Source organism: Nocardioides marinquilinus (assembly GCF_039543705.1).
Taxonomy (GTDB): Bacteria; Actinomycetota; Actinomycetes; order Propionibacteriales; family Nocardioidaceae; genus Nocardioides; species Nocardioides marinquilinus.
In genome coordinates this window covers 46,094-58,234 of sequence record NZ_BAABKG010000001.1, presented here as the reverse complement: position 1 = coordinate 58,234, position 12,141 = coordinate 46,094, and the positions used below count along the sequence as shown (strand labels likewise).

The 12,141-nt window shown below is 73.3% G+C and carries 10 protein-coding genes; 7 read left to right on the top strand and 3 right to left on the bottom strand.

The annotated features are described in order from the left end of the window. The 3 genes from ABEA04_RS00295 to ABEA04_RS00285 form a co-directional block, all read right to left on the bottom strand. Positions 1-777, bottom strand: a complete 777-nt coding sequence (locus ABEA04_RS00295) for an MBL fold metallo-hydrolase (protein ID WP_345453082.1) — start codon at positions 775-777, stop codon at positions 1-3. A 192-nt stretch (positions 778-969) separates the two neighbouring features. Beyond that, positions 970-1,911, bottom strand: a complete 942-nt coding sequence (locus ABEA04_RS00290; protein WP_345453079.1) for a TauD/TfdA dioxygenase family protein — start codon at positions 1,909-1,911, stop codon at positions 970-972. Positions 1,912-1,967: 56 nt separating this feature from the next. Continuing rightward, on the bottom strand, positions 1,968-4,235 hold the full coding sequence (locus ABEA04_RS00285; protein WP_345453077.1) for an arylsulfatase: 2,268 nt from the start codon (positions 4,233-4,235) through the stop codon (positions 1,968-1,970). A 285-nt stretch (positions 4,236-4,520) separates the two neighbouring features. On the opposite strand from ABEA04_RS00285, the gene ABEA04_RS00280 reads away from it, so the two are divergent. The 7 genes from ABEA04_RS00280 to ABEA04_RS00250 all read left to right on the top strand — a co-directional run bounded on the left by ABEA04_RS00280 (position 4,521) and on the right by ABEA04_RS00250 (position 12,119). Next, positions 4,521-5,672 carry an ROK family protein gene (locus tag ABEA04_RS00280; RefSeq protein ID WP_345453075.1) on the top strand — a complete coding sequence of 384 codons (1,152 nt, stop codon included), beginning with the start codon at positions 4,521-4,523 and terminating at the stop codon, positions 5,670-5,672. Between the two features lie 89 nt (positions 5,673-5,761). Beyond that, positions 5,762-7,366 (top strand): ABC transporter substrate-binding protein, encoded by a 1,605-nt coding sequence (locus tag ABEA04_RS00275; protein ID WP_345453072.1) that lies wholly within the window; start codon positions 5,762-5,764, stop codon positions 7,364-7,366. A 1-nt stretch (position 7,367) separates the two neighbouring features. Continuing rightward, a complete protein-coding gene (locus tag ABEA04_RS00270; protein WP_345453069.1) occupies positions 7,368-8,330 on the top strand; it encodes an ABC transporter permease in 963 nt (320 codons plus the stop codon). Next, the gene (locus ABEA04_RS00265; protein WP_345453066.1) at positions 8,327-9,181 is read left to right on the top strand and encodes an ABC transporter permease; all 855 of its coding nucleotides are present in this window, start codon (positions 8,327-8,329) and stop codon (positions 9,179-9,181) included. Before ABEA04_RS00270 ends, ABEA04_RS00265 begins: the two co-directional genes overlap by 4 nt. Beyond that, positions 9,178-10,944 carry a dipeptide ABC transporter ATP-binding protein gene (locus ABEA04_RS00260; protein WP_345453063.1) on the top strand — a complete coding sequence of 589 codons (1,767 nt, stop codon included), beginning with the start codon at positions 9,178-9,180 and terminating at the stop codon, positions 10,942-10,944. Before ABEA04_RS00265 ends, ABEA04_RS00260 begins: the two co-directional genes overlap by 4 nt. A 72-nt stretch (positions 10,945-11,016) precedes the next feature. Next, on the top strand, positions 11,017-11,787 hold the full coding sequence (locus ABEA04_RS00255; RefSeq protein WP_345453060.1) for an SURF1 family protein: 771 nt from the start codon (positions 11,017-11,019) through the stop codon (positions 11,785-11,787). Beyond that, the gene (locus ABEA04_RS00250) at positions 11,784-12,119 is read left to right on the top strand and encodes a DUF3817 domain-containing protein (RefSeq protein ID WP_345453057.1); all 336 of its coding nucleotides are present in this window, start codon (positions 11,784-11,786) and stop codon (positions 12,117-12,119) included. The genes ABEA04_RS00255 and ABEA04_RS00250 overlap by 4 nt, the downstream gene beginning before the upstream one ends. Positions 12,120-12,141: the final 22 nt, after the last annotated feature.

Sequence of the window (12,141 nt, the reverse complement as noted above, 5' to 3'; positions counted from 1 at the left end):
TCAGGCGTCGGCGGTGGCGGACTCGAGCTGGGTGCGGTCGTGGGAGCAGACGACCTCGACCTCGTCCCCGTGGTCGGCGACGAGGGTGCGGAGGCGGTCGGCGGTGGCGACGCGCTGGGCGTCGTCCACGGCGAGGATGCGCTGCATGGCGCGCAGCCGGCGGGGGCAGTCGGTGTGGTCGGTGAGCTCGCCAGCGGCGTAGAACGCGTCGCCCGCGTGCAGCACCCACCGCTCACCGTCGCGCACGGCGACCCCGACGTGGCCGCGGCTGTGGCCGGGCAGCGGCACCATCAGGACGTCGTCGCCGACGGTCGGGACGGCGTCCATCCCGAACCACGGCTCGGCGTCGTCGGGCACGCGGTGGGTCACCCAGTCGGCCTCGCTCCACTGCACCGGCAGGTAGCGGCCGTGCTCCTTGCCGCGCGGGTGCAGCGCCGCCTCGAGCTCGGCGTCGTAGACGTGCACCCGCGCGTGCGGGAAGTCGGCGACGCCGCCGGCGTGGTCGAGGTCGAGGTGGGTCAGCACGACGTCGGTGACGTCGCCGACGTCGTGGCCGAGCGCGACCACCTGCGCCGCCGCCGTGCCCGCCGGGTCGAGCGCCGGGCGCATCCACGACCGCCACACCCGGCCGAGCCGCTTCGGGTCGGCGAGGTCGGCGGTGCCCAGCCCGCTGTCGACCAGCAGCAGCCCCTCGGGCCGCTCGACCAGCAGGCAGTGCGCCACGATCTTCGTGCCGTAGACCGGACGCAGCGTCGCGCAGTTGAGGTGGCGGATCACGGGCGCATCACCCGAGCATCGTGGCAGAAGCCTCCGCGCTCACCCCGGCCCGAACCGTTCAATTGAACGGTCCGGACACGCGAGGGGCCCGGTCAGCGGCCCGAACCGTTCAATCGAACGGATCGAGCGGCCGACCGGGCCCCCAGCACCCGTGAACCGTTCGATCGAACGGATCACGGGCTCGACGAGACGTCAGCTCACGAGCGAGGCGATGGTCGAGAAGTCCTCGGCGTCGCCCTTGAGGATCGTGCTCGAGCGACCGCTGACGCTGCGGGGGACGTCGCCGGCCACCGTCACGCGGCGCACCTCGCGCGGCTGGGTGCCGAAGTCGGCGACCGCGTAGTGCTGGGTGGCGCGGTTGTCCCACAGCGCGACGTCGTCCTCGCGCCACTGCCAGCGGAAGGTGTTCTCGAGCTTGGTGATGCGGTTCTGCAGCAGCTGGAACAGCGCGGTCGACTCCGAGGAGTTCAGGCCCACGAACTTCTTGACGAAGTGGCCGAGCAGCAGCGTGCGCTCGCCGGTCTCGGGGTGCACGCGGACGACGGGGTGCTCGGTCTCGTAGACGGTGCGGGCGAACTCGCCGCGGGAGAACTGGAGGTTCTCGTCCTTCTTCTCCTCGTCGTTCTCGGTCATCGCGGCGTAGTCGTACTCGTTGGAGTGCACCGCCCACAGGTCGTCGACGAGCGCCTTCAGCGGCGCCGGCAGCTGCTCGTAGGCCGCGGTGGTGTTGGCCCACACGGTGTTGCCGCCGAAGGCGGGGATGGTGACGCCGCGCAGCGTGCTCATCGCCGGGATGCGGTCGACGAAGGTGACGTCGGTGTGCCAGCTGTTGGCGGCCATGCCGCGGTTGGCGGCGACGCTCAGCACCTTCGCGCTGCCGGTGTTGACCGTGGGGTGCGCCTTGGTGGTCTGGCCGAACAGGTCGGCGAAGGCGATGTGGCCGTCGTCGTCGAGGTGGTGCTGGTCGCGGAAGAAGACGACCTTGTGGTCGAGCAGCGCCTGGCGGATGGTCGCGACGGTGGCCTCGTCGAGGTCGCCCCCGACGCGCACCCCCTCGATCAGGGCGCCGATGCGGCCGCCGATCTGGGTGACGGTCACCTCGCCGGTGGTGGGTCGGTCGATCTGGATGGTCATGGTGCTTCCTCTCGGTCGGGGAGTGGGGTCGAGCGGTCTCGCGGTGGGCAGGGAGGTCAGTGGTAGGTGAGGACGGCGCGCATCGCCTCGTCGTCGGTCGGCTGCACGGCGTCGTCGCCGACGGCGATGGTCACGGTGTGCAGGACGGCGTCGTAGCGGTTGCCGCGGTCGCGGGAGTAGCGCGGGCTGACCGGGGTGCCCCAGTCGAGGCCGACGTTGAGGCTCTCGACGATCGAGTAGCCGAACGGCACGGTGCGCTCGAGGCGGCCGGTGGCGACGGTCTCGCCGTCGACCAGCAGCGTGAGGTCGCCGCCGCGGCCCAGGCCGCCGCCGTCGTAGGCGAAGGCGACCTCGACGCGGTGCCGGCCGGCGGGGACGACGTCCGGGCCCTCGACGTGCACGGTCTCGACCCCCAGGTAGTTGTGGGCGTAGACCGGGCGGCCCTCGACGAGGAAGACCGACCAGCCGCCGAACTGCCCGCCCTGCGCGACGAGCACGCCGTCGCTGGTGTCGGTGTCGGGCTCGACGTCGGCGCTGATGCGCCACGAGGTGTTCTTGACGTTGGGGACGGCGTCCTCGGCGAGCCGGCCCATGCTGCGGTCGAGCGTCATGGTGCTCGGGGCGAGACGGCGTCCGCTCAGCTCGGGGATGAGCCGCTCGAGGAAGCGGTCGTCGAGCGGCAGGACGTCGTACTTCTGCGCCTCGGCGAGGAAGAGCGCCTGCAGCTCGGCGAGCCGCTCGGGGTGCTCGGCGGCGATGTCGCGCGCCTGGGTCCAGTCGCTGGTGGTGTCGTAGAGCTCCCAGCGGTCGTCCTCGAAGGCCGGCATCTCGATCTGGCCGACGGTCCAGGGGGTGCGGTGCTTGGTGACCGCCGTCCAGCCCTCGTGGTAGACGCCGCGGTTGCCGTGCATCTCGAAGTACTGGGTGGTGTGCACCTCGGGCGAGGCGCCGTCGGTGAGGCTCGGCAGCATCGAGGTGCCCTGGATCGGGTCCTGCTCGACGCCGTCGACCGACGTCGGGTGGGGCAGCCCGGCGACCTCGAGGATGGTCGGGGCGACGTCGATGACGTGGTGCCACTGGTGGCGCACCTCGCCGCGCTCGACGATGCCCGCGGGCCAGTGCACGACCAGGCCGTTGCGGGTGCCGCCGTAGTGCGAGGCCACCTGCTTGGCCCACTGGTAGGGCGTGTCCATCGCGAGCGCCCAGCCCACGTTGTAGTGCGGGTAGGTCGTGGGGCCGCCGATGTCGTCGAGCTGCTCGAGGATGCGCTCGGTGGTGTCGGGCAGCCCGTTGAGCCGCAGCATCTCGTTGAGCGTGCCCTCGATGCCGCCCTCGGCCGAGGCGCCGTTGTCGCCGAGGATGTAGTAGACCAGCGTGTTGTCGAGCTCGCCGAGGCGCTCGAGCTCGTCGACGAGGCGCCCCACCTGGGCGTCGGTGTGCTCGGCGAAGGCGGCGTACATCTCCATCAGCCGCTCGGCCACGGTGCGGTCGTCGTCGCTCAGCTCGTCCCAGTGCGGCGCACCCTCGGCCCACGGGGCCAGCTCGGCGTCGTCCGGCACGAGGCCGAGCTGCTTCTGGCGGGCCAGCGTGCGCTCGCGCTGCTCGTCCCAACCGTGGGCGAACTCGCCGCGGTAGTCCTCGCGCCGGTCGCGCGGCACGTGGAACGGCGCGTGGGTGGCGCCGAAGGGCAGGTAGGCGAACCACGGCCGGTCGGCGTCGAAGGTGCGGACGCCGCGGATCCAGGCGGCGGCCTGGTCGACGAGGTCCTCCGAGACGTGGTAGCCCTCGGCCTCGGTGGCGGGCGGGTCGATGTAGGTCGTGCCGCTGATGAGGTTGGGCACGAACTGGTCGGTCTCGCCGCCCAGGAAGCCGTAGAACTTCTCGAAGCCCTCGTTGGTGGGCCAGTGGGTGAAGGGGCCGGCGGGCGTCACCTCGGCGTTCGGCGTCTGGTGCATCTTGCCGAAGGCGCCGGTGGCGTAGCCGTTGAGGTTGAGGGTGCGCGCCAGCGTGGCCTTCGACGGCGAGCGCATCGCGTCGTAGCCGGGCTCGTCGGTGGCGAGGTTGGTGACGGTGCCCATGCCGACGCTGTGGTGGTTGCGACCGGTCAGCAGCGCGCTGCGGGTCGGTGAGCACAGCGCGGTGGTGTGGAAGCGGCTGTAGCGCAGGCCGTTCTCGGCGAGCCGCTCGGCCGTCGGCATCCGGCAGGGGCCGCCGAACGCCGACGAGGCGCCGAAGCCCATGTCGTCGAGCATCACGACGAGCACGTTCGGGGCGCCGGACGGGGCGCGGTGGCCCGAGCCGGCGGTGAGCTGGTGACGCGACACGACGAGGGCCTCCTGGGGCGACGACGACGGGGTGACGGCTGGAGAGAGGGGGACGGCGGCGCGGTCCGCCCCCGAGCGGGCGGACCGGGCGGCGCCGTGGACCGGGCCGGTACGGCGCGGTCGACGCAGCGTGGGGTCGGGGGCGCGGGAACGGCAACCGTTTCTCGCACCGTGACGACAACGGCGGGTCGGTGTTCGGCCCCGACGCCCCGATGGTGTTCACTGCTCCCAATCTCGGGCAAAGCAACAAACAAACCTTGATTACTACAGTTAGGGGCAGGTCCGATGATGCTGGTGCTCGCACTGGGCCCGTTCGGTGCTCCGTCCAGCCGCATCCTCACCCACGTGCGCCGCTCGGGCGCGCTCACCCGTGACGAGCTGGCCCGCAAGACCGGCCTCAGCGTCTCGACGGTCGGCCGCACGGTCACCGCGCTCGCCGAGCAGGGACTCCTGCGCGAGCGCCCCGACCTCGTGCCCGAGGGCAGCGTGGGCCGGCCCAACGTGCCGGTCGACCTGGACGACGCCCGCTACGTCACCCTCGGCGTGCACGTCGGACGCCGCGCCGCCACCCTCGCCCTCGGCGACCTGCGCGGCCGCGTCATCGCCAGCGCGGTGCTCGACCCGCGCGGGCACGACGCCGCCTCGTTCGCCGTCGCCGCGGCGACCGGGCTCACCCGGCTGCTCGCCACCCACTCCACCCGCATCGCGCTCAGCGCCGGGCTGGTGGCGCCTTGGGGCGACGTCGACCTCGACCGCGACGAGCTCACCGCCGCGCTCGAGGGCACCCTGGGGCTCGAGGTCGAGTCGTGGGAGCTGGTGCCGGCCATCGCGGCGGCGGAGTACATCGCCCGCCCCGACGACCTTCCCGGCTCCACGCTCTACGTCTACGCGCGCGACACCGTCGGCTTCGTCATGGCCAACGAGCGGCCGTGGGGCATGGAGATCGCGCGCGCCGGCCGGCTGAGCCACTTCCCGGCCGGCGGCACCGCACGCTGCCACTGCGGCCAGACCGGCTGCCTCGAGGCGGTCGCCAGCGAGTACGCCGTCGCCCGCGCGGCCGCCACCGGCGTGCGGCCCGTCATCGACGCCGCCGTGGCCGGTGACGACGTCGCGCACCAGGTGCTCTGCGAGCGGGCCGCCGTGCTCGGCCGCGTCACGGCGGCCGTGCGCGACATGCTCAACCCCGACCGCGTCGTGCTGTGCGGCCAGGGCTTCACCGCCTACCCGCCGGCGCTCGACGTCGTGCGCACCAGCTTCGCTCGCCACAGCGCCACCCCCGGCGACATCGACGTCGCCTTCACCCGCGTCAGCGGCGAGATCCAGGCCGTCGCCGCCGGCACGGTCGCGCTCCGCCGCGTCTACGACGACCCCCAGTCCGCCCTCGCCGAGATCGGGCTCGACGACGCCACCGAAGACCGCGGGTCGCTGTCGCGCTGACGCGCGGACGGCGACCCGAGCACCGGCCGCACCCGCGGCCACCCCGCCACCAGACCACCCGACCACCACCCCGAAGACCGGAGACACCCATGACCACCCCTCCCAGCGTGCGCCGCAGGCGCTCCACCGCCTCGCGCGTCACGGCGGCCCTGGCCGCCCTGGCCGCCCTGGCCCTCGTCGCCACCGGCTGCGAGTCGGCCGTCGAGGCCCAGAGCGGCGGCGGCGGTGACGACGCCGCCGGCGGCGAGCCGCAGTCCGGCGGCGTGCTGCAGGTCGGCACGACGTCCGACCTGGTGCCGGCCGGCCTGTTCACCAACTCCAGCCAGACCACCGACGTGCTGGTCGGGCAGGTCTACGACAGCCTGATCGACTATCCGCTCGACAGCCTCGACCCGCAGCCGCGCCTGGCCACCGCGTGGGAGACCTCCGAGGACGGCCGCGAGGTCACCGTCGACCTGCGCGACGACGTCACCTTCCACGACGGCAGCGACTTCACCTCCGACGACGTCCGGTTCAGCATCGAGACCTGGGCCGACCCCACGTGGACGGTGCAGTTCCAGCGCACGGCGGCCGCGGTCACCGGGTTCGACACCTCCGACCCGAACAAGATCGTGCTGTCGTTCGACCGCCCCATCAGCAACCTGCTCGACCTCTTCGACGTGATGCCGATCATCGACGAGGAGTCCTTCGACGCCGACGCCACCGGCCAGACCTACGTCGGCACCGGCCCGTTCACCTTCGAGAGCTGGACGCCGGGCTCGAAGATCGTGCTGAACCGCAACGACGACTACTGGGACGGCGCCCCCTACCTCGACGGCGTGCAGATCAACATCGTCCCCGACGCGCAGTCGGTGGTCTCGCAGCTGCGCTCCGGCCAGCTCGACACCATCCTCGGCATGACCAACCGCGACGCCGAGTCGCTGGGTGAGGCGGGCGGCTTCACGGTGCACCCGTTCGAGGGCTCCGAGCGGCACACCTACGTCGGCACCAACGTCACCAACCCCGCGCTGAAGGACGTGCGGGTGCGCCAGGCGATCGCCCTCGCGGTCGACAAGGAGCGCATAGTCGAGGAGGTCTACCGCGGCGTCGGCCGGCCGATCTCGCTGCCGTGGCCCGAGTACTCCCCGGCCTACGACGCCGAGAAGGACGCCACCTACAGCCGTGACGTCGCCCGGGCCAAGGAGCTGGTGGCCGAGGTCGGCGACATCCCGACCCTGCCGCTGGAGTACTCCACCGCGCTCGCCAACCACGAGGCGATCGCCCAGATCGTGCAGGACAACCTGGCCGAGATCGGCATCGAGGTGACGCTGCAGCCCAACGAGCAGCCCGACCACATCGAGAAGCTGATCGGCGGCACGTTCCCGGGCCTGTGGATCCTCGACCACGCCTACGCGCAGTACACGCCCTCGACGCTGGCGGTGACGGCCTACCCGTTCAACGCCGAGAAGAACTCCTCGAACTTCGTCGACGACACCTACAAGGCCGACGCCGTCGCCGCCTGGGAGCAGGTCGACCCGAGCAGCCCCGAGGCCGTCGAGGCCTACGCCAAGCTGAGCGATGACCTGCTCGAGAACCTGTTCCTCATCGAGCTGAGCACCACCACGTTCCAGGCCGTCACGAGCAACGACGTCCACGACTTCACCTGGAGCAAGCGCAGCGAGCCGGTGCTGGCCAAGACCTGGCTGTCGAGCTGAGGTGGCGCGCTACCTCGCGGGGCGGCTGCCGTCGGCCCTGTTCGTCCTCTTCGCGGCCTCGGTGCTCGTCTTCGCGGTGCTGCGGCTCATCCCGGGTGACCCCGCGGTCACCCTGGCCGGCCCCGACGCGAGCCCCGAGGCGGTCGACGCGGTGCGGGCCGAGCTGGGCCTCGACCAGCCGATCCTCCACCAGTACGTCGCCTGGCTGGGCGACCTGGTGCGCTTCGACCTCGGCCGCTCCTACGTGCTCGGCGTCGACAACGCCTCGCTGGTGCGCGACGGGCTCACCAACACGATCGTGCTGACCCTGGCGGCGCTGCTGGTCGCCGTCCTGATGGCCCTCGCGCTGAGCATCGGCGGGGTGCTGGCCAACCGGCGGTGGCTCGAGGCCGTGCTGTCGGGCTTCAACACCATCGCGGTCGCGCTGCCGACCTTCGTCACCGGCACCCTGCTGATCGTGCTGCTCGCGGTGGTCTACCGCGTGCTGCCCGCCGGCGGGACGCCGCCCGAAGGCTTCGCGAGCAGGCCCGACCTGGCCGTGCAGTACCTGCTGATGCCGGCCCTCTGCCTCGGCCTGCCCGCGGGGGCGGCGCTGACCCGGTTCCTCACCGAGTCGCTGCGCACCCAGCTCGAGGCGCCCTACGTCACCACGGCGCAGGCGCTCGGCATCTCGCGGCGCCGCATCGTGCTGACCCAGGCGCTGCCCAACGCGCTCCCCTCGGCGGTGACGGTGCTCGGCGTGCAGGTCGGCGCCCTGCTCGGCGGGGCCGTCATCGTCGAGGCGGTCTTCGCCTGGCCGGGCCTCGGCCTGCTCATCGAGAGCGGCATCTCCGGGCGCGACTACCCGCTCGTGCAGGTGCTGATGATGCTCTCGGTGCTGGTCTTCGTGGTCACCCAGCTGCTCACCGACGTCGCCAACGCCTGGCTCGACCCGCGCATCCGCCTGGGAGGTGCCGCCGCATGACCGTCGCCGAGGTCGAGCCCGCCGAGGGCACCACCGGCCGCACCTGGCGCCGCGGCGTCCTGCTGCACGGCCGCGGCCTGCTCGGCCTGGTGCTGGTGACCGTCGTGGTCGCCGCCGGGCTGCTGGCGCCACTGATCGCCCCGTTCGGGGCCAACGAGCAGATCGAGGGGGCCAACCTGGTCGGGCCGGGCGGGGCGCACCTGCTCGGCACCGACGAGGTCAACCGCGACATCTGGTCGAGGGTGCTGTTCGGCATCCGGGTCGACCTGATCGTGGTCTTCGTGGCGGTGCCCGTCGGCGCCGTCGTCGGGATCGCGGTCGGCGTCGCCACCACCATGAACGGCCTGGCCGACACGCTCGCCCAACGGCTCTTCGACGTCGTCCTGGCGTTCCCGGTGCTGATCCTGGGCATCGGCGTCACCGCTGTCATGGGCCCCGGCGTCGTCACGGTCGCCGTGGTGATCGCGCTGGCCGAGGTGCCCGTCTTCGGCCGGCTGGTCCGCACCTCGCTGCTCACCATCCGCGCCCTGCCCTACGTGGAGTCCTCCCGGGTCATGGGCGCCGGCACCTGGTGGCTGATGCGGCGCCACATGCTGCCCAACTCGCTCGAGCCGCTGACCGTCCAGCTGGGGGTGTCGATGTCCGTCGCCGTGTTCATCGAGGGGGCCCTGAGCTTCCTCGGGCTCGGGGTCCGCCCGCCCGACCCGTCGCTGGGCAGCCTGATCCGCGACGGCATCCGCAACGTGTGGCAGAGTCCCACGTTCGTCGTCGGGCCGCTCGTGGTGGTCTCGATGCTGGTGCTCGGCTTCCTGCTCATCTCGCAGGCGCTGGCGGCGGGGAGGCGGGCATGAGCGACGTCCGCACCGCCCGGCCCGCGCCGGCGGCCGCCGCGACCCCGGCGGGCGAGCCGCTTCCGCTGCCGCTGCTAGAGATCGACGGCCTGCACGTCGACTTCGCGCACCCGCGTCCCGCGGTCAACGACATCGGCTTCGCGATGGCCGAGGGCGAGATCGTCGCCCTGGTCGGCGAGTCGGGCTCCGGCAAGTCGATGACGGCGCGCGCCGTGCTCGGCCTGCTGCCGCGCGGCGCCCGGGCGTCCGGCTCGATCCGGGTACGCGGCCGCGAGGTGCTCGGGCTGCCCGACGCCCGGCTGCGCGACCTGCGCGGCGCGAGCGTCGCGATGGTCTTCCAGGAGCCGCAGACCGCCCTCAACCCGGTGCGCACTGTGGGCTGGCAGCTGCGCGAGGCCCTGCGCGCGCACCGCTCGGGGCTCGGCCGGGCCGCGGCCCGGCAGCGCGCCCTCGAGCTGCTGCGCGAGGTCGAGATCCCCGACCCCGAGAAGCGGCTGGGCTACTACCCGCACCAGCTCTCGGGCGGGCAGAAGCAGCGCGTCGTCCTGGCGCTGGCGCTGGCCAACGAGCCCGCGCTGCTGCTGGCCGACGAGCCGACGACCGCCCTCGACGTCACCGTGCAGGCCGAGATCCTCGCCCTGCTCCGCCGGGTCAACCAGCGCACCGGCACCGCCATCCTGCTCATCACCCACAACATGGGCGTGGTGGCGCAGATGGCGAGCCGGGTGATCGTGCTGCGGCTCGGCGACGTCGTCGAGGACGGGCCGATCGCCGACGTGTTCGAGCGCCCGCAGCACGCCTACACGCGCCAGCTGCTCGCCGCCGTCCCGCGGCTGCGACCGGCGGACGACGCGACGGGGGCCGAGCCGAGGCTGGTGAAGGCGGCCGAGCCGTCGGGGCCGTCGGGGCCGTCGGAGCCGTCGGGGGAGCAGGTGCCGGCCGTCGTCTTCGAGGGAGCCGACGTCGTGTTCGCGCCTGCTCGACGCGGTGGCGAGCCGTTCCAGGCCCTGACCGGCGTCGACCTGCAGGTGGCACCCGGCGAGGTGCTGGGCCTGGTCGGCGAGTCGGGCTCGGGCAAGACGACGCTCGGGCGGGCCGCGGCGGGCCTGGTGCCGCTCGCGGCGGGCCGGGTGCGGGTGGCCGGCGCCGACGTCGCCGCCCTCGACCGCCGGGCGCTGCGCGAGCTGCGACGGCGCCTCGCCTTCGTGCCGCAGGACCCCGCCGCCTCGCTCGACCCGCTGCTCTCGGTGGGCCAGAGCGTCGCCGAGCCGCTCGAGCTGCACGGCGTGGGCGACCGCGCCGCGCGCGCGGCCCGGGTGGCCGAGCTGCTCGAGTCGGTGCGGCTGCCGGCGTCGTACGCCGGGCGCAAGCCACGCGAGCTCTCCGGCGGCCAGCGGCAGCGGGTGGCCCTGGCCCGGGCGCTCGCGCTCGAGCCGACGCTGCTGATCGCCGACGAGCCCACCAGCGCGCTCGACGTCTCGATCCAGGCCGAGGTGCTGCGCCTGTTCGACGAGCTGCAGACCCAGCTGGGCTTCGCCTGCGTCTTCATCAGCCACGACCTCGCGGTGGTGCGGCAGGTCAGCGACCGGGTCGCGGTGCTGCGGGCGGGTCGGCTGGTCGAGGTGGGGGCCACCGCCGACGTCTTCGACCGGCCGCAGGCCGACTACACGCGGCGGCTGATCGAGGCGGTGCCCGAGCCGGTGGTGCCGACGTCCGCGCGGACGACGCCCGCACCGGCCTCGCGCCGGGCGCGCGCCTCCTGAGCGGCGACTGAGCGGCGACCGGGCAGGCGGGGACCGGCCGGCCCCCGCCGGCTCGCTCCGTACCCTGGAGGGGTGAGGGAGCGGGCGTGGCTGGTCAGTCCCCGGCTGCTCGGCGCCCACCTGCTGCTGCTGGCCGCCCTCGCGGTCGCGGGCGGCCTCGGCCTCTGGCAGTACGGCTCGTGGCAGGACCAGCGCGCGGCCGAGGCCGCCGACCTCACCGAGACCGCCCCGCGGCCGCTGGCCGACGTGCTCGGCCCCGACGACCCGTTCCCGCAGGCCGTGGTGGGTCAGCCGGTCACCTTCTCCGGCACCTGGCTGCCCGAGGGCACCGTGCTGGTCTCGGGACGTTCGCGCGACGACGTCGAGGGCTACTGGGTCGTCACCCCGCTGACCACCGGTGGCGCCGACGCCGCGGCGGTGCCCGTCGTCCGCGGGTGGACGGCGAGCACCGACGACGTGCCGCCGGCGCCGACCGGACAGGGCGAGGTCACCGGGTGGCTGCAGCCCTCGGAGGGCACCGGCGCCCCCGACGACGACCCCACTGACGACGTCTTCCCGCAGCTGCGGGTGGCCGACCTCGTGCAGCGGGTCGACGTCGACCTCTACAACGGCTACGCGGTGGCCGAGCAGCCCGAAGAGGGCCTCGCCCCGGCCGACCTCGAGCAGCTGCCCGACGTCGGCCGCTTCACCGCCCTGCGCAACCTGCTCTACGCGCTGGAGTGGTGGGTCTTCGCCGGGTTCGCCGTGTTCATCTGGTGGCGGTTCGTGCAGGACTCCCGGCCGGGCCCGACGCCGCCCGACGGGGCCGTCGCCGACGACGACCGGGTAGCGTCGGGAGCGTGACCCTGTACCACGCCTACCGCGGCCTGGCCTACGTCGTCGGGGTGCTGCTCGCCGTCTGCGCGCTCGTCGCGCTGCCGCTGAAGTACCTGCTCGAGGACGGCTCCACGCTCCAGCAGCTCGGGTCCGACATCAGCTTCCTGTGGGTCGTGCACGGCTGGGTCTTCATGATCTACGTCGTCGTCGCCTTCCTGCTCTCGCGTCGCCTCGGCTGGACGCCGCAGTTCACCGTGCTCGCCCTCGTCGCGGGTCTCGTCCCGCTGCTGATCTTCTGGGTCGAGCGGAAGGTCGCGCAGCGCGCGCGGGCCGAGGACCCCGAGCTCGCGAGCACCTAGGCCGGCGTGGGCGACCGGGGCC